The sequence below is a fragment of the Flavobacterium sp. 270 genome, from assembly GCF_004368785.1.
In the GTDB taxonomy this organism is placed as follows: domain Bacteria; phylum Bacteroidota; class Bacteroidia; order Flavobacteriales; family Flavobacteriaceae; genus Flavobacterium.
Window position 1 is genome coordinate 1,045,077 of record NZ_SODM01000001.1, and the last position, 24,785, is coordinate 1,069,861.

General features: G+C 33.5%; 21 protein-coding genes. 13 read left to right on the forward strand and 8 right to left on the reverse strand.

Annotated elements, in window-relative coordinates; translation table 11 throughout:
- The first annotated feature begins 38 nt into the window (after window positions 1-38).
- Both rimK and EV144_RS04500 read left to right on the forward strand, forming a co-directional pair.
- Complete coding sequence (rimK, locus tag EV144_RS04495; RefSeq protein WP_134146515.1) at window positions 39-1,409, forward strand: 30S ribosomal protein S6--L-glutamate ligase; 1,371 nt, start codon at window positions 39-41, stop codon at window positions 1,407-1,409.
- Between the two features lie 115 nt (window positions 1,410-1,524).
- The gene (locus EV144_RS04500) at window positions 1,525-2,043 is read left to right on the forward strand and encodes a DUF421 domain-containing protein (RefSeq protein WP_134146517.1); all 519 of its coding nucleotides are present in this window, start codon (window positions 1,525-1,527) and stop codon (window positions 2,041-2,043) included.
- A 3-nt stretch (window positions 2,044-2,046) separates the two neighbouring features.
- Here EV144_RS04500 and EV144_RS04505 read toward each other — a convergent pair whose 3' ends face one another.
- From EV144_RS04505 to hutH, 4 genes are all read right to left on the reverse strand, one after another.
- Entirely contained in the window at window positions 2,047-3,447 is a 1,401-nt protein-coding gene (locus EV144_RS04505; protein ID WP_134146519.1) for an SMI1/KNR4 family protein, read from the reverse strand.
- Between the two features lie 170 nt (window positions 3,448-3,617).
- Entirely contained in the window at window positions 3,618-4,952 is a 1,335-nt protein-coding gene (locus EV144_RS04510; RefSeq protein ID WP_134146521.1) for an inorganic phosphate transporter, read from the reverse strand.
- 33 nt (window positions 4,953-4,985) lie between these two features.
- The gene (locus EV144_RS04515) at window positions 4,986-5,630 is read right to left on the reverse strand and encodes a DUF47 domain-containing protein (protein WP_134146523.1); all 645 of its coding nucleotides are present in this window, start codon (window positions 5,628-5,630) and stop codon (window positions 4,986-4,988) included.
- A 48-nt stretch (window positions 5,631-5,678) separates the two neighbouring features.
- Window positions 5,679-7,193: a histidine ammonia-lyase gene (gene hutH / locus EV144_RS04520; protein ID WP_134146525.1), complete on the reverse strand. Its 1,515-nt coding sequence runs from the start codon at window positions 7,191-7,193 to the stop codon at window positions 5,679-5,681.
- Between the two features lie 645 nt (window positions 7,194-7,838).
- Here hutH and thrA point away from each other — a divergent pair.
- The 7 genes from thrA (at window position 7,839) to EV144_RS04555 (ending at window position 16,086) form a co-directional block, all read left to right on the forward strand.
- Window positions 7,839-10,286, forward strand: a complete 2,448-nt coding sequence (gene thrA / locus EV144_RS04525; protein WP_134146527.1) for a bifunctional aspartate kinase/homoserine dehydrogenase I — start codon at window positions 7,839-7,841, stop codon at window positions 10,284-10,286.
- A 126-nt stretch (window positions 10,287-10,412) separates the two neighbouring features.
- A complete protein-coding gene (locus EV144_RS04530; protein WP_134146529.1) occupies window positions 10,413-11,336 on the forward strand; it encodes a homoserine kinase in 924 nt (307 codons plus the stop codon).
- Between the two features lie 388 nt (window positions 11,337-11,724).
- On the forward strand, window positions 11,725-13,014 hold the full coding sequence (thrC, locus tag EV144_RS04535; RefSeq protein WP_134146531.1) for a threonine synthase: 1,290 nt from the start codon (window positions 11,725-11,727) through the stop codon (window positions 13,012-13,014).
- A gap of 140 nt (window positions 13,015-13,154) precedes the next feature.
- Complete coding sequence (locus EV144_RS04540; RefSeq protein ID WP_134146533.1) at window positions 13,155-14,066, forward strand: GIY-YIG nuclease family protein; 912 nt, start codon at window positions 13,155-13,157, stop codon at window positions 14,064-14,066.
- A gap of 227 nt (window positions 14,067-14,293) precedes the next feature.
- Window positions 14,294-14,617 carry a hypothetical protein gene (locus EV144_RS04545; protein WP_134146535.1) on the forward strand — a complete coding sequence of 108 codons (324 nt, stop codon included), beginning with the start codon at window positions 14,294-14,296 and terminating at the stop codon, window positions 14,615-14,617.
- A gap of 5 nt (window positions 14,618-14,622) precedes the next feature.
- The gene (locus EV144_RS04550) at window positions 14,623-15,126 is read left to right on the forward strand and encodes a hypothetical protein (protein ID WP_134146537.1); all 504 of its coding nucleotides are present in this window, start codon (window positions 14,623-14,625) and stop codon (window positions 15,124-15,126) included.
- A 381-nt stretch (window positions 15,127-15,507) separates the two neighbouring features.
- A complete protein-coding gene (locus EV144_RS04555) occupies window positions 15,508-16,086 on the forward strand; it encodes a hypothetical protein (protein ID WP_134146539.1) in 579 nt (192 codons plus the stop codon).
- Window positions 16,087-16,091: 5 nt separating this feature from the next.
- Here the strand turns inward: EV144_RS04555 and EV144_RS04560 are convergent, their stop codons facing one another.
- Window positions 16,092-16,862, reverse strand: coding sequence for a hypothetical protein (locus EV144_RS04560; RefSeq protein WP_134146541.1), 771 nt, complete (start codon window positions 16,860-16,862; stop codon window positions 16,092-16,094).
- Between the two features lie 156 nt (window positions 16,863-17,018).
- On the opposite strand from EV144_RS04560, the gene EV144_RS04565 reads away from it, so the two are divergent.
- Window positions 17,019-17,525 carry a GNAT family N-acetyltransferase gene (locus EV144_RS04565; RefSeq protein WP_134146543.1) on the forward strand — a complete coding sequence of 169 codons (507 nt, stop codon included), beginning with the start codon at window positions 17,019-17,021 and terminating at the stop codon, window positions 17,523-17,525.
- A 105-nt stretch (window positions 17,526-17,630) separates the two neighbouring features.
- On the opposite strand, the gene EV144_RS04570 is transcribed toward EV144_RS04565, so the two are convergent.
- From EV144_RS04570 to EV144_RS04580, 3 genes are all read right to left on the reverse strand, one after another.
- Window positions 17,631-18,014, reverse strand: coding sequence for a DUF3037 domain-containing protein (locus tag EV144_RS04570; RefSeq protein ID WP_134146545.1), 384 nt, complete (start codon window positions 18,012-18,014; stop codon window positions 17,631-17,633).
- A complete protein-coding gene (locus EV144_RS04575) occupies window positions 18,004-18,786 on the reverse strand; it encodes a HipA family kinase (protein WP_134146548.1) in 783 nt (260 codons plus the stop codon). Before EV144_RS04575 ends, EV144_RS04570 begins: the two co-directional genes overlap by 11 nt.
- Before the next feature lie 299 nt (window positions 18,787-19,085).
- Window positions 19,086-19,934 carry an NAD(P)H-hydrate dehydratase gene (locus EV144_RS04580; RefSeq protein ID WP_134146550.1) on the reverse strand — a complete coding sequence of 283 codons (849 nt, stop codon included), beginning with the start codon at window positions 19,932-19,934 and terminating at the stop codon, window positions 19,086-19,088.
- Window positions 19,935-20,168: 234 nt separating this feature from the next.
- Here EV144_RS04580 and gcvT point away from each other — a divergent pair, with 234 nt between their 5' ends.
- From gcvT to EV144_RS04595, 3 genes are all read left to right on the forward strand, one after another.
- Window positions 20,169-21,251, forward strand: a complete 1,083-nt coding sequence (gcvT, locus tag EV144_RS04585; protein WP_134146552.1) for a glycine cleavage system aminomethyltransferase GcvT — start codon at window positions 20,169-20,171, stop codon at window positions 21,249-21,251.
- A 338-nt stretch (window positions 21,252-21,589) separates the two neighbouring features.
- On the forward strand, window positions 21,590-23,620 hold the full coding sequence (locus tag EV144_RS04590; protein WP_134146553.1) for a S41 family peptidase: 2,031 nt from the start codon (window positions 21,590-21,592) through the stop codon (window positions 23,618-23,620).
- Between the two features lie 294 nt (window positions 23,621-23,914).
- Window positions 23,915-24,631, forward strand: coding sequence for a YebC/PmpR family DNA-binding transcriptional regulator (locus EV144_RS04595; protein ID WP_134146555.1), 717 nt, complete (start codon window positions 23,915-23,917; stop codon window positions 24,629-24,631).
- Window positions 24,632-24,785: the final 154 nt, after the last annotated feature.

The following is a 24,785-nucleotide window of genomic DNA, read 5'->3' on the forward strand; positions in this document are numbered from 1 at the left end:
CTATTTTTGAATTTAAATTATATAATAACAAACAAAGTATGCTTCAGAACAAGGTCATTTTAGGCAGCGAAGAATGGTGCTCTTTTCCCGAATTAGGAATTCCGACAATTAAAGCTCGTGTAGACTCGGGTGCCAAAACATCGGCAATGCACGCCATAAACATAGCTCCTTTTATTAAAAATGATGCCAATTGGGTAAAATTTGACATTAACCCAATTCAAAATAATATTAAAACTATCATTCATTGCGAAGCGCCTTTGGTTGATAAAAGAATTGTAAAAAGTTCGAGCGGTTTTAGAGAACATCGTTACGTAATTCAGACCAGCCTTAAAATTGGCGATGTAAAATGGCCAATAGAAATGACTTTGACCAATCGTGACTCGATGGGTTTCAGAATGCTTTTAGGACGTGAAGCTATGAGCGGTCGTGTGTTGGTAGATCCTGAAGAAAAATATTTATTAGGACAGCCAACAACTGAAGCTTTAAAAGAATTATACCAAAACTCAGAAAAAGCAAGTTCTGGTTTAAGAATTGGCGTTCTGGCCAGTAATCCAGAACTATATAGCAACAAACGTATTATGGAAGCCGGCGAAATGCGCGGTCACGAAATGCATTTTTTGAACATCAAAGAATGTTATATGAAATTGGATGCTAAGACTCCCGAAATTCATTACAGAGGCGGGAAAATCCTAAATCAGTTTGACGCTATAATTCCGAGAATTAGACCAAGCATTACTTTTTATGGATGTGCACTTACGCGTCAGTTTGAAGCTTTGAAAGTTTTTGTTTTAAATTCTGCTACAGCCATAACACAATCGCGTGATAAATTATATTCGCTACAATTATTATTAAATAGCGGAATCGACATTCCAACAACCGGTTTTGCCAATTCTCCTTTGGATACTGACAATTTAATTAAAATGGTTGGCGGTTCTCCTCTAATCGTAAAATTATTAGAAGGAACACAAGGAAAAGGTGTTGTTTTGGCTGAAACTAAAAAAGCAGCAGAAAGTGTTATTAATGCTTTTAAAAGCTTAAATGCCAATATCCTAGTACAAGAATTCATTAAAGAAGCAAACGGAAAAGATATTCGTTGTTTTGTTATTGACGGAAAAGTAGTTGCGGCGATTCAGCGTGAAGCTATGCCGGGCGAATTTAGAGCCAACATCCATCTTGGCGGAACAGCTTCTGTAATAAAAGTTACCGCCGAAGAGAAAAAGATCGCTATTAAGGCCGCAAAAGCTATGGACTTAAAAGTTGCAGGTGTAGATATAATTCGTTCCTCAAAAGGACCTTTATTGCTTGAGGTAAACTCTTCTCCAGGTCTTGAAGGAATCGAAGGCGCAACCAACAAAGATGTTGCCGGAGAAATGATTAAAGCGATTGAAAAGAATTTTAAACTGATATAGACATTTGTTCTTCAAAAGATTCATTTTAACTTAATGTCTCTTAAATATTTTAGCAGCTTTGTCAAAGTTTTAAAACTTTGACAAAGCTTTTTTATTTAACTTTAATAAAAAAATTATGTTGTTTCCCTATTCAGATATCATAATCAGAAGTATCGCTGTCTATTTTTTCATGACGATTGCGCTTCGGATTTTTGGCAAAAAAGAACTTTCGCAGTTAAATACCGCAGACATAATTCTGATTTTATTAATAAGCAACTCTGTTCAAAATGCGATGGTTGGGCCTGACACAAGTTTAATTGGTGGCTTAGTCGCAGCTTTGGTTCTGTTTGTTATTAATTTTATCATCAAAAAAATAACCCGCAAATACAAAGTAATTGGCGATTTGCTTTTAGACAAACCCGAAATCTTAATTCATGACGGAAGATTAGATTTTAAAGCGTTAAGTAAACTAGATATTTCTGATGAAGAACTGAAAGAAGCAATGCGCGAACACGGCATAGAATTCTTTAAAAACGTAAAATTGGCAATGCTGGAAATCGACGGCACAATTAGTATTATTTCTGAAGATCAGGATAAATTAAAACAAACGCACTATAAGCGAAAACACAATCATAAAAATCTACAGAAGTTTTAAATCTTATTTCTTCCAGAACTCATACCATTTCTTTTTAATATTCGACATTTTAAAATTGTCTATATTAAGGTTTTTTATTGTTGCTGTTGACAAACCAAATTCTTCAAGTCTATGATTCAGATTTACCAAAATATAATCTTGTTCTTTTGGGAATCGTTCTGCTATATTTTTATAATGAATTAAAAGCTTTTTATCTTTCATTCCTTTTAAGGCTTGTAGTGTGATATGAATTACCCTGTTTACATTGTCATTTAAACCTTGTATAAAGACTTCAAGATGATCATGTTTATTTTTTAATAAACCAAGAGAATAATACGTAGTAATCCTGATTTTTTCATTTTCATGTGAAGTGAATGGAATTATTACAGAACTGTAATCAATATCCATTTCTTTCAATAAATAAGTACAAAAAGAAAACGTCTCATCATCATCTATTCTGGATATATTCTTTTTAATTACTTCCAGCCAATCAGCGCTTTTATCTTTTGCGTACCAAAAAACAAACTGAAAAACAGCCAGTAAATTTTCTCTTGTATATTCAGTTAAGTAATTATGCGCTCTATCATAATCAAATTTGGTCAGGATTTGAAGGAAAATTTCTTTGAGTTCGCCAGAGCTTGTTTGGTATTGTTCTTCAATGAGATTCAAAATTTCAATATCAAGGTCTGCTTTTTTTAAAATAGCATACAGACAATCTTTTTTAACTTCAAATTCCACTGTAGAAGAATAAGTCTCTAAAAGATCTTTTGAAGAACCTCCCATACCATATCCAAACCAACTTGGAGTATCAATAATCAAATCACCAGAAATCACTTCATCAAGCCATCTTTCATACCAATCTAAAAATGTGGCCTCAAAAGCAAATTTAGGTTTTTGCCTGTCAATATCAATATTAACAACTTTTCCTTTATATTCCCCATTTAAAACTAGTCCATGTATATAAGAACAGCCTTGCGAGCCTAGAGGTAAAATACCCGAAAAGATTTTTCCTAATTCTTTTTCGTAATCTTCATCAGAAATATCTTCTTCATCAATTGCTTGTATCAAACTTTCCCAATACTCATCGGACATTTTAGGATATAAAATACAATTTGCCTTTAGATAATATGTTTCATCAAATAATTCATTTGTATTTTTCCCTAATGGATAAATACCATAAAATGGTCCTGCACAAGATGAACCATAACTCACTCCTCCATTTCCAATATGCAGTAAAAATGCTTTATAACTTTCAGGAAGAGAAACAGCATAATCATTTTCAAATTTTACAATATCATCATGATTTACAATTTCACCCACAATATAATTATGACTGCCGGCACCAAATACCTTTAAATCTTTATCAGCTTCTTTTGCTAAAATCAGCTTCTTTTTAATTCTTTCAATTTGATTCAACTTTTCCATTTCCACCTTTAAAACATTCATTTTTTCAATTCAACAAACATAAAAAAAATAGCACAAAATACTTGAGATTATTTAAAACAAAAAAGCTGAATTCAAAAGAATCCAGCTTTTTTTTATTTTGAATAAAATATGATTTATATCTCACATTTTATTAAATATCATTTTACGAATTAAGATATAAATACGCTTAAAAAGAAATACACAATACCTGCTAAAATAGCCGAAATTGGAATTGTTAAGATCCAAGCCCAGATTAAACTTACCGTTACTCCCCATCTTACTGCAGAAACACGTTTTGTTAATCCAACTCCGATGATAGATCCTGTAATTGTGTGTGTTGTACTTACCGGAATTTTTAAATGCTCTGTAAAGTATAATGTTAAAGCTCCTGCAGTTTCTGCTGCTACACCTTCAAAAGAACTTACTTTTGTGATTTTAGAACCCATTGTTTTTACAATTTTCCAACCTCCGCTTAAAGTTCCTGCTGCAATTGCAGAATAACAAGCTAAAGGAATCCAGCTAGGCATTACTCCTTTTACTCCCAATTCATCATTTGGCAATACAACATCTAACCAAGAAGCCATATGAACACCCGGATTTGTATTGATATAAACTGCAACTGCTGCTGCAATAATACCCATAACTTTTTGAGAATCATTTCCTCCGTGTCCTAAACTAAAAGCTGCAGAAGATACTAATTGCATTTTCTTTAATGCAGCATCTGCCTGATGAAGATTTAAGCTGCTAAATATTAAACAGAAAAGACTAACTGTTAATATAATAAAAGCAACTAAAAACCATTTAATATTATGCGGATCAAAAGCTACACTCCAAAAATGAGATTCAAATCTTGGCTTTTCAATTTCAGAAAATGGTACCATCTGAGTGGCTACGAACCAAACAGTTGCAATCATTAAAGCAACAGTGAAGATTTTAGGTCCAATACTTTTACGAGAAGCGTTTAATAACCAAATCGATATTAAATAAGAAGCCAGCGCTCCTAATAACGGTGCCAAAACAATAAAAGCAATAATGATAACAACTCCCGAAGGCATACCTCCATCTTTTCCTGCCTTATACCAGCTTACAATTTGATACCAATAATGAGTTGTTCCATCTTCGCCAATATAACCAGAAAAACCGTGTACAGCTATTGCGTGAGCGACTGCCGCCCCTGCAAAACCACCAATCAAAGTATGCGAAGAACTAGAAGGAATTCCTAACCACCAAGTCAATAAATTCCAGCAAATTGCTGCAATAACACCCGCCAGAATTACAACCAGGTTAATCTCCATAGTGTGCGCTGTTTTGGCAACAGTATCTGCAACACCAAATCCGAAAACCCAATAAGCCAGAAAGTTAAAAAATGCTGCCCAAAGTACGGCCTGAAAAGGCGTTAATACCTTTGTCGCAACAACTGTAGCAATAGCATTTGCCGCATCATGAAAACCATTGATGTAATCAAAAATTAAAGCTAATACTATAATAATTATAAGTAGCGTCATAAAATTATAACTTCAGAATGAAATGAAATTGAATTAAGAATGTTTTACAGAAATAGATTCCAGAATGTTTGCAACACTCTTACATTTGTCTGTAGCTGATTCTAAAACAGATAAAACTTCTTTATATTTAATAATGTTTTTAGCATCTGTTTCGTTTTCAAAAATTTCAAAAACTGCTTTATTGTAAACGTTATCAGACTTGTTTTCTAGTTTATTAATTCTAGCACAAGCATCTTTAATAATGTTCATATTTTTTAAGTTGCTCAACTCTTTTACTGCACTATCAATGTTTTGACAAGCCTCAAGGTTGATTTCTGTCATTTTTCTGATCGATTTTGTAATCTTGTCAACTTGGTATAATCTCATTCTGCTCGCTGCACCATGAAGGTAATCTGCAACGTTATCAATAGAAGTAATTAAGGTGTGAATATCTTCTCTATCAAATGGAGTAATAAAGTTTCTGCTCAATTCTAGATTGGTCTGACGTGTAATGTCTTCTCCTTTTTGCTCTAATTCATCAATTTTTTGAAAAAGAACTTCTCTTTCTTTTAATGGAAGATTTACAGCTTCGTGTAAGTTAGAAGCTAATTCAATTAAATTACTTGAAGCCTCTTCAAAAAGTGGAAAGAATTTTTTGTCTTTCGGCACTAAAAATTGGAAAATACTGTTTATTGACATTTTTATATTTTTGATAGTGCAAAATTACTTCATTAATACTTTGTAATGTTAAGCCATTGTTAACAAATCGTTTTCAATTTGGAAACTACCCAAGAACGACACGGTTTTCTCAATGTCGTAATGTAAGATCCTATCTTCCTTAACCAGAGGCACTACCTCTCTATAACTGCTCAAAAACATCTCTATAAAATCACTCGATTTTAGCGGTTCTCTGTAGGCAATTGCCTGTGATGCATTCATCAATTCAATGGCCAGAATTCGCTCTAAATTTTCTAAAACACGTAACGCTTTTGTGGCTCCATTTGCTCCCATACTTACATGATCCTCCTGCCCGTTGCTCGACACAATACTGTCAATACTTGACGGAGTTGCCAACTGTTTATTTTGGCTTGCAATGCTTGCTGCAGTATATTGCGGAATCATAAATCCGGAGTTTAATCCCGGATTATCCACTAAAAATGCCGGAAGATTACGCAATCCCGAAATCAACTGATAGGTTCTTCTTTCAGAAATACTTCCTAATTCTGCCAAAGCAATCGCCATAAAATCTAAAGCTAAAGCCAAAGGCTGCCCGTGGAAATTTCCTCCAGAGATAATTTGATCCGCTTCAATAAAAATATTTGGATTATCGGTTACGGAGTTGATTTCTGTTTTGAATACTTTTCTAACATAATCAATTGCATCTTTTGAAGCGCCGTGAACCTGTGGCATACAACGGAATGAATAAGGATCCTGAACGTGCTTCTTTTGCTGCGCGATAATTTCGCTTCCTTCCAAAAATTCGCTAATCCTCTGAGCCGTTACAATTTGCCCTTTGTGCGGACGTATATAATGTATCAATTCATTAAAAGGTTCAATTCTTCCATCAAAACCTTCCAACGAAATAGTTCCGATTAAATCTGCCAAATAAGAATATTTATAAGCTTTGATTAAAATATGAGCACCGTAAGCACTCATAAACTGAGTTCCGTTTAACAAAGCCAAACCTTCTTTAGACTGCAAAACGATTGGTTCCCAGTTAAAATGTTTTAAAACTTCAGCTGAAGTCCTTTTTTCTCCTTCAAACAAAACTTCACCTTCACCTAATAATGGTAAAGACAAATGAGCCAAAGGCGCTAAATCTCCAGATGCACCCAGCGAACCTTGTGTATATATAATAGGAAGAATATCATTATTATAAAAATCAACCAAACGCTGTACAGTCTGCAATTGAATTCCAGAATGTCCGTAGCTTAAAGATTGAATTTTTAATAAAAGCATCATCTTTACAATTTCGGAAGGAACTTCGTCTCCGGTTCCGCAGGCGTGCGACTTTACTAAATTCTCCTGAAGTTTAGACAAATTTTCGTTAGAGATTTTTACGCTATAAAGCGATCCAAAACCAGTATTGATTCCGTAGATTGGTTCAGAATGAGAGGCCATTTTTTTATCCAGATAATCACGGCATTTTTGAACGTTTACCTTTGCTTCTTCCGACAACTCGAGTACTTTATCAAAACTTAAGATTTCTTGTAAAGTTTCTAAAGTTATAGTTTCCGTACTGATATAATGGACTTCTCTCATGATGATTTTAAATTTAAAACGTCAAAATTCAACAAATCAACATTAAAAAGCAACATTTTATCACAATAATTAAAAAATTAGCAAAAAGGATTATTTACTTTTAATACTCAATAAATGCTAAATAAGGCATTATTAACATATTTTAAGCTGATTTTCATTTAAAAATCAAACCATTACTACTATAAAACTTTACCAATTATAATCTGAAATATATCAAAACCTCAACTTAACAGTTTTAATTTTAACAAATACTCAATATTGAAATACTCAAAAATGAAATATTAAAATATTCGCAAAAAGGAAAATATGGTTTTTTAACTCTTGCAAAAACTGTACTTTTGAAAAATCAAAAATGAAAAGTAACAGCACAAAATATCAATCTACAATGACAGTTCAAACAGGAACTGCAATTGCTGCTACAACAATTTCTACTACAACAATTACTACCCCTTAGGGGTATACACATTTACATATAATCCTGATTATCTATACTTTTTTCTTAAAAGAAGAAAGGTATTGGATACATAAAAATATTTGCATAAAAAGAAAAAAAAAAAACAATAGTCATAGTTTTCAGTTTCAGTTCACAGTTTATAACCTTTGAACCTTTGTAACTAAGAACCTTTGCACCTAAGACAAAACAAAATGAAAGTATTAAAATTTGGCGGAACTTCGGTTGCCAATGCTCAAAATATAAAACTCGTTCTCGAAATAATAAGTCAAAAATCTAAACAAGACAAAGTAGCTGTAGTAGTTTCTGCTTTAAGCAAAGTAACCGATTTATTGCAATTGGCAGCAGCAAAAGCAGCAGCAAACGACGAAGGCTTTAGAGAAATTGTAGCCGAAATCGAGAAAAAACACCTTGATACCTTAAAAGAATTAATTCCTGTAAGCGAGCAAAGCAGTCTGTTAAGCCACGTTAAAAGAATTATCAATCATTTAGAAACGCTTCTTGACGGTTGTTTTTTATTAGGCGAATTATCTCCAAGAACTGCCGATACGATTTTGAGTTTTGGAGAATTACTTTCGTCTTATATAATTGCGCAGGCCTATCAGCAAATTGATAAAAATGCAGTTTATAAAGACAGCAGAGAATTAATTAAAACAAATGCTGATTTCGGAAAAGCAGCGGTTAATTTTGAAATTTCAAACCAATTGATTCAGGATTATTTTGCTTCGAATGAATCAAAAATCAATATTCTGCCAGGATTTATTGCGCAGACTCTTGACGGAATCACATCGACTTTAGGACGCGGCGGTTCTGATTATACTGCAGCAATTATTGCAGGAGCAATTGATGCTGAACAACTTGAAATCTGGACTGACGTAAACGGAATGTTTACTGCAAATCCAAAAATTGTAAAACAAGCACAGCCAATTGCAACGATTTCTTATCAGGAAGCAATGGAGCTGTCGCATTTTGGTGCTAAAGTTTTGTATCCGCCAACAATTCAGCCGGTTTTAAGAAAAAATATTCCGATTTTAATTAAAAATACTTTTGAACCGGAAGCTGAAGGAACTTTGATTTCAAGCCTTCCTTCTTCAAATGATACTGTTGTAAAAGGAATCAGCCATATTGATAACATTTCACTTTTAACACTTGAAGGTCCTGGAATGATTGGAGTTGCGGGTTCTTCTAGACGCTTATTTGAAGTATTATCTCAGGAAAAAATCAACGTGATTTTTATTACTCAGGCATCTTCTGAACATTCTATTTGTATCGGAATTTTGAATTCTGATGCTGAGAATGCCGAAGCTGCAATCAACAGAGCTTTTGAAATCGAAATCGCTCAAAACAAAATCGATCCTTGTTATGTAGAGAAAGATCTTTGCATTATCGCTTTGGTTGGTGAAAACATGAAAAATCACCAAGGTCTGAGCGGAAGAATGTTCAGCACTTTAGGAAAAAACAACGTAAACATTCGCGCCATTGCGCAAGGTGCTTCTGAACGTAATATTTCGACTGTAATCAACGAAAGAGACGTTAAAAAAGCGTTGAATACTTTACACGAAAACTTCTTTGAAGAAAACACCAAACAGCTGAATTTGTTTGTAATGGGAGTTGGAAATGTGGGTGAAAAATTCATCGAACAAATCCACAACCAAAAGAAATTCTTAAAAGACGTTTTAAAAATTAATGTTCGCGTCATTGCTTTATCAAACTCAAGAAAAATGATTTTTGATGAAGACGGAATTTCGTTGAAAGACTGGCAGTCAACTTTAGATAAAGGCGAAGCTGCTATTCCAACAGAATTTATCGCTCGTGCCAAAGAATTGAATTTACGCAACAGTATTTTTGTAGATATTACTGCAAATGCAAGCGTTTCTGAAATGTATGAGAAATTCTTAAAAGAAAGTATTGCCGTTGTAACTTGCAACAAAATTGCTTGTTCATCTGCTTACGACAATTATAAAAAATTAAAAAGTTTATCACGCCAATACAACGCTCCGTTTTTGTTTGAAACGAATGTTGGTGCGGGATTACCAATTATTGATACGGTAAAAAACTTAATCGCTTCTGGTGATAAAGTGCATAAAATTCAGGCGGTTTTATCTGGAAGTTTGAACTTTATTTTCAACAATTTTGATGAGAATAATTCTTTCCACGATGTGGTAAAAGAAGCTGGAGTTCAAGGTTTCACAGAACCGGATCCAAAAATTGACCTTAGCGGAATCGACGTTGCTCGTAAAATCCTGATTTTAATTCGCGAAAGCGGTTACGAAATGGATATTGACGCCATTGCAAACGAATCGTTTTTACCGGCAGAATGTCTGGCAACAACAAACAACGAAGATTTCTTTGCATCGTTAATCAAACACGCTCAGCATTTCGAAAACATTTACAAAGAAGCTTTAGCCAAAGATTCAAGATTGAAATATGTAGCGCAATTCGAAAACGGAAAAGCAAGTGTTGGTCTTCAGTTTATTCCAAAAGATCATCCGTTTTATAATTTAGAAGGAAAAGACAATATTGTTCTTTTCTACACAGATCGTTATGTAGATCAGCCTTTATTAATCAAAGGTGCCGGAGCCGGTGCAGCCGTTACCGCTTCAGGAATTTTTGCTGATGTAATCCGAATAGGTAATATTTAGCCGCTAAGACACTAAGGCGCTAAGTTTCTAAGTTTTTTAAGCTCAGAAACTTAGAAACTTAAAATCTTAGCAACTTAGAAAAAAAATCTTTGTGACTTTGTGCCTTCGTGGCAAAACCAAAAAATAATGAAAGAAATAAAACTATTCTGTCCCGCTACAATCGCAAATCTCTCGTGTGGATTTGACGTACTTGGACTTTGCTTAGACAATGCGGGTGACGAAATGATCGTTCTAAAATCAGATCAAAAAGGAGTTCGAATTACTAAAATCGTGGGTGCCGATTTACCTCTTGAAACCGAGAAAAACGTTTCTGGAGTTGCAGCTTTGGCGATGTTAGCGACTTTAGACGAATTGGATTTTGGTTTTGAAATCGAAATTTATAAAAACATCAAAGCCGGAAGCGGCATCGGAAGCAGTGCTGCAAGTTCTGCCGGAGCGGTTTTCGGGATCAACGAATTGCTTGGAAGACCGTATTCCAGAAAAGATTTGGTTCAGTTTGCGATGCAGGGTGAAAAATTAGCGAGCGGAAATGCACATGCCGACAACGTTGCTCCTGCCCTTTTAGGCGGGTTTACTTTGGTAAGAAGTTATGCTCCGCTGGATATTATTAGAATTGATAGTCCGGAAGAATTGTTTGCTACTGTTGTGCATCCTCAAATTGAATTAAAAACATCTGACGCACGTTCGGTTTTAAAACAAACGGTTTCCTTAAAAAGCGCGATTATGCAATGGGGAAATGTCGGCGGATTGGTTGCGGGTCTTTACACCAAAGATTACGAATTAATTGGTCGTTCGCTTCATGACGAAATCGTTGAGCCATTAAGAAGTGTTTTGATTCCGGGTTTTGATTTAATTAAACAAACGGCTTTAGAAAATGGCGCTTTAGGTTCTGGAATTTCAGGTTCCGGCCCGTCGATTTTCGCTTTAAGCCGAGGAAAAGAAACCGCAGAAAAAATTGCAAAAGCCATGAGCGACGTTTACGAAAAAATGAATTTACCGTATGAAATTCATGTTTCGAAAATTAATCCTGATGGTGTTAGGATTTTATAACACGGATTTCGCGGATTTACATAAATTGGTTTGTGAATAAGGATTAGGACAAAGTTTTGCACGCAATAATTGTCAGGCTGAGCGGAGTCGAAGCCCGCGCAAAGTATGAACACAACGTTTGTCATTTCGACGAAGGAGAAATCTCCGCGAGAAACTCGACAAAGATTGGAGATTATCTGTACGGAGCTACTTGTGGAGATTTCTCCTTCGTCGAAATGACAAACTCTGAGAATTTACTATATGTCTTCACTTTGCGAGGGCTTCGACTCCGCTCAGCCTGACAAAAACGAATACATAATTGAAAATATAAAATATTGGAATTTGGAATTTTAAAATTTGGGATTTACTCTCCAAAAAATCTAAAATCTAAAGTCAAAAATCTAAAATAATGAAATACTACAGTTTAAACCATAATGCCCCAAAAGTTTCTTTTCAGGAGGCTGTAATACAAGGATTAGCAAGCGACAAAGGATTATATTTCCCAGAAAATATCACGTCTCTTGATCCTTCCTTTTTTGATACAATCGAAAGTTTAAGCCACGAAGAAATTGCCTTTGAAGCTATCAAACAATTTGTGGGCGATGAAATTCCGGAAGCCAAATTAAAAGAAATCATTGCAGATACTTTGGTTTTTGATTTTCCAGTGGTGAAAGTCGAAAACGGAATTTATTCGTTAGAATTATTCCACGGACCAACAATGGCGTTTAAAGACGTTGGAGCACGATTTATGTCACGTTGTTTGGGTTATTTCAATAAAGATAAAAAAGACGCTAAAAATACGGTTTTAGTAGCGACTTCAGGCGATACAGGCGGAGCGGTTGCAAGCGGATTTTTAGGCGTTGACGGTGTTGACGTTGTGATTTTATATCCGTCTGGAAAAGTGAGCGATATTCAGGAAAAACAATTAACGACTTTAGGACAAAACATCAAAGCTTTGGAAGTTGATGGTGTTTTTGACGATTGTCAGGATATGGTGAAAAAAGCATTTTTGGATGAAACTTTAGCACACAAAAACCTGACTTCGGCAAACTCTATTAATATTGCACGTTGGTTACCACAAATGTTTTATTTCTTCTTTGCTTACAAAGCTTTGAAAAGCCAAAACAAACCATTGGTTTTCTCTTGCCCAAGCGGCAACTTCGGGAATATCTGTGCGGGAATTATGGCAAAGAAATTAGGTTTACCAATCGAACATTTTGTTGCTTCTACAAACGTAAACGACACCGTACCAAGATTTTTAGAAAACGGAAAATACGACCCGAAACCTTCTAAAGCAACGATTTCTAACGCCATGGATGTTGGAAACCCAAGTAATTTTATTAGAATTCAGGAATTATACAATAATGATTTAAAGGCTTTCGAAAAAGATTTCTCTTCTTATAGTTATACCGACGAAGAAACGCTGGAAGCTCTGAAGAAAATTTATAACACCGACGGTTACATCGCAGAACCTCACGGCGCGGTTGGTTATTTAGGTTTGAAAAAAGAACTTCAAAATTTTCCTAATGCAATTGGTATTTTCTTAGAAACGGCTCACCCTATTAAATTCTTAGATGTGGTTGAACCTGCTTTGGGAATTACGCTTCCGATTCCGGCGCAGATTGAGAGTGTTATTAATGAGGAGAAAGTTAGTGTGAAGATTGGGACTTATGAGGAGTTGAAGGCGTTCTTGGGGTAACTGTAACTATTTCTCTTATATATATTTTTTGACCACGAATTCATTTATCTATTTGATGTGATTTGTGGTTTTCTTTTGAATACAGTTAGCTTTTTGTAAGTAAAATTATTATGTTTGAATCTTAGTATTAATCTTATCATATGTCATTAGGAAAATCTGTCAGAATATATTTAAAGGAAGGGAATGTCTCGGGAATTAAACTTGGAGAAGTTGTAAACCATACGATTCAAGCTCTTTCATGCCCAAGAAATAAAATTTCAGACTTAAATAAATACTTCTCAAAGGAAGTAAATCGCCCAGGAGTTTATTTTTTAATTGGAGAAGATGAGAATAATTTTAATACGGTATATATTGGAGAGGCTGAAAATGTTTGGGAAAGATTAAAAAATCACGATACAAAGAAAGATTTTTGGAGTGAAGTTATTTTATTTTCCAGCAAAGATGAAAATCTAACTAAATCTCATGTAAAATATTTAGAAAGCAGACTTATAAATATAGCACAAATAGCGGATAGATATAAAGTTGAAAATTCTAATTCTTCCAACTTAAGTTCTCTACCTCTACCTGATCAAGATTCAATGGAAGATTTTCTTCTAAATGTAAAATTACTTAATGGAACACTGGGACATAAATTTTTAGAAAATCCAATAAACATTTCTGAAACAAAAATTATTGATATTCCATTAACTACAACAACAGAAAGTTCTATAATTATCAATTCAATTGGCAATTTAAAGCTTGAATTAAAAGTAAAAGATATACTTGCATCTGCCCTTCAAACTGATGAAGGAATTGTAGTTTTAGAAAATTCTCAGGTTTCTGATAAAACCAAACCATTTGGCTATAGCACTTTAAGATCTGAATTAATTAAAAATGAAACAATCAAAGGTAATTCTCACGGAAGTCTGTATTACGCTAAAAATTATCTATTTGATAGTCCATCTGCGGCTGCGGCTGTAACATTGGGTTATTCTGTTAATGGCCGAAATGTTTGGAAAGACGAAAATGGAAAATCATTAAATGAAATTGAACAAGCTCAAGTAAATAAATAGAATTTTAAAAATACCCCCGCTCTCCGCAGTGTTGCGATCGCTGTGCGAAGTCTCCCGACTTCGTACCCGTTCCAATTAGTCTCAAAGTAAAATATAAATAATTGGAGCGGAATATAGGGCTGGGTACGAAGTCGGGAGATTTCGCACAGCACACGGTTATTGGAGTCGGAATATATAAATCAATATTTTATAGTTTCGATTTTAATTTTGTGTCATAATAAAAACTTATGAAAGGATTATTATTAATTGACAATGAAAAAATCGGCGAGGTAAATCTTATGGTTATTGATGAACCTATGGGTGCAATTGGCGGAGATTTTATTCCTTTCGAAAGTTACCAAAAATATCAAATTGAAATTCAGAAATACTATGATAAAAAAGGAATTGCAAATGTTCACGATTTCAATTTTAGAATTATACTTTCTGATAACACAGAACTTTATCCAGAAGGAGGAATTGGTGTAATTGATTCAAGAGATTTTAATGATATTTATGTTGAATCTGCCGGAAATTCTGAAGATGTAATTTTAAAAATAAAAAATAATACTTAAAATAAATGGCAATCTGGCAATATCTTCTAATCGTTGTTCCTGAAAAATCTATTCAAAATGATTATCAATGTATTTTCAAAAATAATAAAACCAAATTTTTACCCCAAACAAAATCTTTTTGGAAGGTTTATGATAAAGATGTTTCATCTATAATATCAGGAATTGATCAAATCATTAAAAGAGCTGACTGGAGTAGTGAGACTTTATTATCATGGAAAGGAAATACTACAAATGAAGAAGACAATGATTGTAGTATTTCTATAAACAAAGATAAAACACGGATTAAGGAATTTCAATTTCGAGTTGATTTAAGAAAAGAATCAAATCTTATAAATTTTCTTATCCCTATTTTGAAAATTTGCGAAATGAATAAATTAGTTTTAATTGACTTAAAAGGAGAAATTCATAAACCAAAAATTGAAGATATAATCACAAGTATCAAGGCTTCAAATGCAACAGCTTTTCTTAATGATCCAATAGCATTTTTGAAAGGTTTACCCAGCTCTTAAAAACTAAAGAAGAAACAATATCAAAAACATGAGCAAAATATACAATTCTGAAAAATTTGAAGTCATTAAAAGTTTAATAAGAATATCATCATGGTTCTTAATTTTAATATTGTTTTTTGCTATAATTTTCACTTTACTTTCTACTGGATTTGAAAGTTATTTCATTAATTATTGTATTGTCTTTCTATCCATTTTCGGATTATTTTTCAATGCTTTAACCCTACTTGTAGTTTCCATTTTATATAAATTAAAGAAGGAAAAAATATTTTATAATCTCAAAAAAGAATTAATATTATTTCTAACATCTTTTGTTAGTCTGATGCTTTTAAGTGGTTTAATACATTTAAAATATTAAAGAAAATAAAAAATTCATAATTAAATATGAAAGGTAGTAATTTTACTAAAAGAATAATTCAACTTATAATTGTCGGCGGATTATTTATGTTTATCCTTTATCGATCATATCAAACTGATAATATATTTGCCAACTTTTTTTATCTTATTTTAAGTGTTTTAGAAATCATTTTACTATCAAACGTGATTTCTGAGAACTTCATCAAATTTAAAAGAAATAAAAAAATTCAAAGTCTGGCACCGACTTTTGTAGCTTTCTTTCTTATTTTTTCGACTTTAAGCTTATACATCTATTATGAAACCCTCGAAAATTCTAAAACCTACATCCATGCATACGGAAATGGATTAATTATAGATTTAAAAGAAAATGGAAACTATATAATTAAAAGTGGAAGCTGGGGAGATCGGACTCATCATTATGGGACATACACAAAAAGTGATAGTATAATATATCTTGACAAAAAGATATTTGGAAAGATCAAAATTACTGGAGAATTCAAGCAAGGCAAAATTTATATAGATAAAGAAAAAGTTTCTGAAAATGTACTTTTTGAAACTTATAAAAGTAAAACATTCAAAAATGCTGATTACTTTTATATAGAATAATAATTCTACTTTTTCGTTCCCAACAAATACAAAATCTTAGTTGGCCCAGATTTTACTTTTCCAATTTCCCAATTAAAATTTGCTGCATTATTTAAATTCGAAACCAATACATTCATTTCGTCAACAGAATACGTTCGTAGAGAAGAAACAACGCCATCCCATAAAATTAAAATTGGCACGATCGGAATAAGATACGTAAAAATAATTCTGCCAATATTAAAAGGCCTGATAAAAGGCGTTGTCAGCAGAACAGTAATTGGCGAACCAATCATCGCAAGAATACTTTGAAAACTTCTTTCCTGACCTTCAAAAATAGCAATCGAACTATTACTGTCAACAGCATTTTGCAGGATTTGCTGTGCGTCTTTTGGCTTGAAATGATGTAGGGATAAAAACTGCGTTCGGAGTCCGTTTAGGTTTTCGGGAACGTTTCTGGCATCGATTGATGTTTTTATAAACTCGAAATTATTGGCTTGTTTTTGTGTGTATTCGAATGCATTAATATTTGGAAAATAATCGGTTAAAAGAATTTTTAAGTCCGGAATGTTCTTTCGCAATTCTTTATTGATCCAAATCAATCCGCCGCCACCGCCAGAACCTAAATCAATTATTTGATTGGTTTTGCTTTGTTTTAAACCTTTTTCTATAATCGGCACAATTCCTTTGTACATGGGAGTTTTATTAGAAAGAAACTGTAGAAAATCGGTCATATAATTTCTAATGAAATTCGGAAGCCAACTTTGATCTTCAAATTCGAACAAATGAATTCTTGCCATAATATTTTATTTTTCAAATAATTACAAATTTCAACAATCTTTTTTAAATATTTACTTACATCTATTTAAATATCTTCTTTTTCATTCCGTTTCAAATTGTAATTTTGCCGATCGTTTATAGATGAGTATTTCATTTTATATTTTATATCAAAAAACATGATTACAAAAGCATTACTCGAAGACATTCCTGCATTAAACATATTGATAAATTCTGCTTACAGAGGAGAATCTTCTAAACAAGGCTGGACAACCGAAGCAAACTTATTGGAAGGAAAAAGAACAAATGAAACCGAATTAAAAGAAATACTAAACAATCCAAAAAATACAATTCTGAAATTTACAGAAAACGATAAAATTATCGGTTCGGTTTTATTGGTTCAAAAAGAACATCAATTGTATTTAGGAATGCTCACAGTTTCTCCAGAATTGCAAAACAGCGGAATCGGAAAAAAGATGCTGGCAGAAGCTGAAGTTTTTGCAAAATCTTTGGGATTATCTTCGATCGTTATGACGGTAATTTCGGTTCGTGAAGAATTGATTGCCTGGTATAAACGCCATGGTTATGTTGATACTGGCGAAAGAGAAGCTTTTTCGCAGAGCGATATTCATGTTACAATTGCTGATAAACCTTTGGAGTTTATTTTTATGGAGAAAAAGATTTAGGGTTTAACCATAAAGTTTTTTATGCCACAAAGTCGCAAAGACACAAAGTTTTATTTTATTTTCTTTGTGTCTTTGCGACTTTGTGGCAACTTTTTTTTGTTTCTTTTAAAGAACAAGTTCAGTAAACAATCTCTGAATCGTTTTCTCCAGATCTTCACACAAACCGGGATGCGGTCTTGAAGTTTGAATCGCAGAACTTCTAATCGCCGTAAGCCATCTAAAACGTTCCGGAATTTCAAATTCCGCAATTGGTCCGCCGTCTTTGGCACCGTTAGTGATTTTTTCCAATGAAGTTAAATTGCATTCTAATTGTTCGATATCAAAATCATCAGAAAGTGCTTCAATTTTTGTTTTATTAAGATGAAAAAGTACTTTTATAAATTTAGCTTTTTTGCAAAACAAAATGATTCCAATATTTAGGAATTCTTCGCGTTCTACTCTTGGTACTACACGAATCACGGCATACTCATATAAGTGACTATCTTGCATTTTGAGCCTGATTTACAAAGATTTCGGAATTGTTTAATCTGGTCTGCAAAAACTGTAAATATACATTTCGCAATGCTTCCGGAGTTTCGTCTGTGTCTTCCCATTGTAACCATTCGAGGGGAATTGTATTTACAATTTCTTCTAAAATTTCTGGAGTTAAAATCGCTCTATATTCGGCATCAACTTCTTTTAAAAGTGAAGCCTGAGGCAACAAAACATGATCTTTTATCAACGCAAACGGACTTTTGGCATGTTGTTCCCAATTGTTCCAGGAATGATGAAAATACAAACACGCACCGTGATCTATAAGCCAAAGTTCTTTATGCCAGATCAGCATATTGGTGTTTTTAAAAGTTCTGTCGACATTGGTAATGTAAGCGTCAAGCCAGACAATCTGCGACGCCAATTTAGCATCTACAGTTGTTACAACGGGATCAAAAGTAATCGCGCCAGATAAAAAATGAAGCGCCAAATTTAAACCTTGACTTCCTTGCAGTAAATCCTGAATTTCTTCGTCAGCTTCGGTTCTTCCAAAGGCTTCGTCGAGGTTTGCGAAAACTAATTCTGGCAATTGTAGTTTTAAGGCTTTTGCAATTTGTCCGCCTACTAATTCGGCAATTAAAGCTTTTACGCCGTGTCCGGCTCCTTTAAATTTTAAGACGTATTTAAAATCGTCATCAGCTTCTGCCAAAGCTGGCAGTGAACCTCCTTCACGCAAAGGCGTAATATATCGGGTAACGTTTACCGTTCTAAGATCGAAGTTGTTTTCCATATTACAAACTTACGATTTTTGATTTTAGAATGTAGAGTGTAGATTTTAGATTAATTGTTTAAACGTAAAATTTTGTTTCACGCAGATTTTAAAAGATTTGAGCTGATTTAAATAGATTTTATTCTCTTTTTTTTGTCCTCCTGAGCGGAGTCGAAGGATCGCAAAGTTATTCCTCAAAGTTTAATTTCGTTGACGATTTTCTTTGTAGAGCTACTTGTGGCTCTTCTCCCGAAGCCTCGGGATCGCTCAGAGTGACATACTGTATAAAAAATTATCTAATTATCAAATTGCCACATTTTCTAATTCTCTAATTCCAAAAAAGCTTTTCCTAAATACTTAATAATAGTAGAAGCCGTAAAAGATTCGTAACCAAATTTTGGTAAAGCAATATCAGCAGTTAATCCGTGAAGGAAAACACCAATTTTAACGGCATATTTGGGTTCGTAACCTTGAGCTAAAAGACTTGTGAGGATTCCGGTTAAGGTGTCGCCGCTTCCGGCGGTTGCGAGCGCGGCGTTTCCCGTTGTATTTTCATATACAGAATTTCTGTTGATTACAAATGTAGGAGCGCCTTTCATGACAACAATGACTTTGTATTTTTCAGAAAAAGCAATTGTCTTTTTAAACTTATCCGATTCTGAAGTCCAACTGCCAATCAAGCGTTCTAATTCTTTTGGATGAGGTGTTAAAATGGTGTCTTCTGGAACTAATTCTAACCAGGAAATATTTTCTGAAATAATATTTAAAGCATCCGCATCGAGAACTAAAGGAGATTTATTGATTCGCAGAAATTCGAATAATGCTTTTTGTGTCGCAAGCTCCTTCCCTATTCCCGGGCCAATTCCGATGGCCTGCGGTTGTAAAGGAATATTAATATTGGTGATGGAATTTGCATTTTCGTCTGTAATTACCATAACTTCTGGTATGCTGATTTGCAGAATCTGATAACCACATTTTGGTACAAAAGCCGTTACGAGTCCGCATCCGGATTTGATACAGGATTTTGAGGCTAAAACGGCCGCTCCTATTTTACCATAACTTCCGGCAATAATTACGGCATGACCTTGTGTTCCTTTGTGTGCCTGAGGATTTATTGGTTTGTAGAATTTAAGAATTTCTTCTTTTGTAATTAAATAAGGACTTTTCATTGGGTTGTAATTATCTATTAAAATTACATAAAAAATAAAGACGAAATAGTTTCTTTTGAAACCTACTGCCCTAGCCCTGGTAGTAGCGGCATCCTTTTTATTTTTTCTTTAAAAACAAAAAGATATAGCGGATAACAGGAAATAGCTCCTAATCATTGCGAAATTTATAATTTAACCTATCATAATTTGATATTTTTTAAATAAATTTGCGATTCAATTTTATATAACAACACAATGAAAAATACTGCGCTTACGCACATACATGAAGGTTTGGGAGCAAAAATGCTGCCTTTTGCGGGTTACAATATGCCAATTACTTACGAGGGTGTTAATGCTGAACATGAAACGGTTCGTAATAGTGTGGGCGTTTTTGACGTTTCGCATATGGGCGAATTTTTACTTACGGGTCCAAATGCTTTGGCTTTGATTCAGAAAGTAACGTCTAATGATGCTTCGACTTTGACTATTGGAAGAGCGCAATATTCTTGTCTTCCTAATAATGACGGCGGTATTGTTGATGATTTGATTGTGTATAAAATGAAAGAGGAACAATATTTACTGGTTGTAAATGCTTCTAATATAGAGAAAGACTGGAACTGGATTTCGTCGCACAATGATTTGGGTGTTGAAATGAAAAATATTTCTGATGATTATTCTTTGCTGGCAATTCAGGGACCAAAAGCGGTTGAAGCAATGCAGTCTTTGTCTTCAAAAGATTTAGCAGCGATTCCGTATTACCATTTTGAGGTTGGTGATTTTGCCGGAATTGATAATGTAATTATCTCTGCTACTGGTTATACTGGTTCTGGCGGTTTTGAAATTTACTGTAAAAACAGTGAAGTAGAGCAAATCTGGAATAAAGTTTTTGAGGCTGGTGCACCTTTCGGAATTAAACCTATTGGTCTTGCGGCGCGCGATACTTTACGTCTTGAAATGGGTTTCTGCCTTTATGGAAATGATATTAATGATACTACTTCTCCGCTTGAAGCTGGTTTGGGATGGATTACGAAATTTAATAAAGATTTTACGAATTCTGAGAATCTGAAAAAGCAAAAAGAAGAAGGTGTTTCTAAAAAATTGGTTGCTTTTGAAATGCAGGAACGTGCGGTGCCAAGACATGATTACGAAATTGTTGATGGTTCTGGTGCTGTAATTGGTGTTGTAACTTCTGGTACTATGTCGCCTTCTATGAATAAAGGGATTGGTCTTGGTTATGTTACTGTACCAAATAGTACTATTGACAGTGATATTTTTATCAGAATTAGAAAAAATGATGTTCTTGCAAAAGTGGTAAAATTGCCTTTTTATAAGAAATAAAAAATTCTAAAATATATTGAAATGCGTTGCGATGAAAATTGTAACGCATTTTTTTTTGTTTTTTTGCCACGAATTTCACGAATCTTCACTAATTATTTGCCACGGATTAAAAGGATTCTAATCTGGTAAATACATTAAAAGTATATTTAAAATATACAATAAATATAATTCGTGCAATTCGTGGCAAAATTTAATCCTTTAAATCCGTATAATCTGTGGCAAAAAAATAATTTGTGCTGTTCGTAGTTTTTATTAATTCTCTCGTCGATATTTTGAAGTAATTACTGTCATTTATCAAAAAATTACCGTAATTTTAGTGTAAACGATGACTTTGACTTATGAAAAAAATACTATTAGTGTTTCTATTAACTACAAGCGCCCTATTGGGTCAAAATAGCGCTGCGACATGCGAAATACTAAACAAAATAAATGCACTTGTCCAGACCGAACATATTAGACCAAAACCTGTCAACGATAGTTTGTCGGTTTTTGTTTTTGATAATTTAATGAATGAATTGGATCCGTCGAGAAATATTTTCTTTAAGAGCGAATATGACGAAATGAAAGCTAAATACCGCTTAAAATTAGACGATCTGATTCTTGCAAACGATTGTAGTTTTCTCACCGACATTAAAGCTAAATATATAAATGGACTTACCAGAACTAAAAGTGTTTTGGAAAAGTTACAATTACAAGCTTTTGATTATAGCAAAAAAGATACGATTCGGTTTTATAAAAAATCATTTCCTTTTTATCTGAAAAAAGAGGATTTAGAAAAAGTATGGACTAAAAAACTGCGTTATCAGGTTTTGGATGAAATGGCTGATTCCAGCGAAAATCTAGATTCGCTTAAAACTAATTTTACGTCGATAGAAGCGGCTACAAAAAAACTTATTCTGTCTAATGAAATCTGTCGTATCAGCACGCTTTTAGAAAGTGCCGATAAACAGGAAGAGAAGTTATATAATTTTTTCTGTACTTATTTCGATCCGCATACTGCTTATTTCAGCGATGATTCTAAAACCAGTTTTGTGGCTTCACTTTCTAAAGAACATTTTTCTTTGGGAATGACGGTTAATCTGAATGAGAAAAACGAAATTATAATTGCCGAAATAGATCCGAATGGCCCGGCTTATCAAACGGGACAAATCAAAAAAGGCGATCAGATTATTTCGATTTCTAATCAAAAAGAAACATTAAAAGTTTCGTGTGCTTCGATGGAATCAATTTCTGATATGATTTTATCCGAAGCAAATAAACATATTACGCTTACGCTGAAGAGAAGTACTGGTAAAAGCTTTGATGTTTTTATTGAAAAACAAGTCATGAAAGACGAAGAAAATTCGGTTTTTAGTTTTATGATCGGGAAAGACAGTAAAATTGGATATATCAAAATTCCGAGTTTCTACGCTGATTTAGATGGAAATAGCAGAAAAGGCTGCGCTGATGATGTTGCCCGCGAGATAATAAAACTGGAAAGAGATAATATGAAAGGTTTGGTTATTGATTTGATTGATAACGGCGGCGGTTCTATGGAAGAAGCTATAAAATTAGCCGGTATGTTTATTGATTATGGGCCAATTTCGATTGTGGTTGATAATAAACAAGGAAAATCTGTGATTAATGATCCTTTTAAGGGACTTATTTATAAAGGGCCAATTGTTATTCTTGTTAATAGTAACACGGCTTCGGCGAGCGAATTTTTCTCTTCAATTTTACAGGATTATAACCGTGCTTTATTATTAGGAAGTACTACGCTCGGAAAAGCTACGATGCAGACTATTTTACCGCTTGATGAAGATAAAAGTACTGATTATTTGAAAATTACGATTAATAAATTCTACCGAGTTACAGGCAAAAGCCATCAATATGTTGGAGTTACTCCAGATGTTGTTCTTCCTGAATTTTATGAAGATATTTATCAGAAAGAAAGTGATTTTCCGACTGCTATTAAAAACGATAGTATTGAACCTATTTTAAAATACAAAACGTATGTAAAACGAAATCTTATTGACAAACTGGCTCAAAATAGTACTGCAAGACTGGCTGATAATTATTTCTTTAATAATATTAAAAAGATAAATGTAAAGATTGATCAGCTTGTAAATACTCCAAAGGCAGAAATTCCGATGACTTTAGAAGATGTTTTTGAGCAAAAGAAAATTGTCAATTCTCTTTGGAAGGAAATAAATACTTTTAATGATGAAAACAATCCGCTTGATGTTTATAATTCGAGTGTAAATCAATTATTACTAGGCGCTTATCCAAATGACAAAACAATCAATCAATATCAAATGGATAACCTGAAGACGAATCCGTACCTGAATGAGGCTGTAAATGTGATTAATGAGTTTAATGGAGCTAAATAGTTTTGTTTTTTGTTTCAGGTTTATTTTTGTTTCAAGTTTCAGGTTTCAAGTTTGATGAGTTTGCCATACCTAGGAACGAGGGAACTCCGTAAGAAACTAACATTTAGCATTTCTTAGAACATTAAAATTGTTTTCGAAATTCTATAGTCTTTATATGAAAAAAAATGCTGACAATTGAAATTTGGAATTTTTCTATTGAAATTTAATACATTCACTTATAAAAAAAAGAATACTTTTGATTTTGGAAAAATAAGGAATAACCGTATTTTTGCATCACAAAACTAAAAATTAGAAATGGGAAGAGCGTTCGAATTTAGAAAAGGAAGAAAAATGAAACGTTGGTCAGCAATGGCCAAAACTTTTACCAGAATTGGTAAAGATATCGTTATGGCTGTTAAAGAAGGCGGACCAAACCCAGATGCCAATTCTAGATTAAGAGCTGTTATACAGAATGCTAAAGCGGCCAACATGCCTAAGGACAATGTGGAGCGTGCGATAAAAAATGCAAGTAATAAAGATACGGCTAACTATAAAGAAATTTTGTTTGAAGGTTACGCGCCTCACGGAATTGCAATTTTAATTGAAACTGCTTCTGATAATAATAACAGAACGGTAGCGAATATTAGAAGTTATTTTAATAAATGTAACGGTACAATGGGAACTCAGGGTTCTGTTGAGTTTATGTTTGACCATACTTGTAACTTTAGAATTGCAAAAGGAAATCTTGATCCGGAAGAATTAGAATTAGAACTTATTGATTTTGGTGCTGAAGAGGTTTTTGAAGACGAGGACGGAATCTTAATCTACGCTCCTTTTGGAAGTTTTGGTGCTTTGCAAAAAGAATTAGAAAACAGAGGTCTTGAAATTTTATCTTCTGGCTTTGAGCGTATTCCGCAAATTACCAAAGAACTTACAGAAGCTCAAATCGCTGACGTTGAGAAATTAATCGAAAAAATCGAGGAAGATGATGACGTTATGAACGTTTATCATACTATGCAGGAAGAAGCATAATTTCTCTCTTTTATCATATACAAAAGCTCTGATTTTTTTCAGGGCTTTTTTGTTTTTGGTCTGTTTTTAGTGATTCAGATTTAAATAAAAATTTATATTTGTTAAATCTCATTATTAAACAAATTAAAAATACCATGAATTCAAAATATACCAA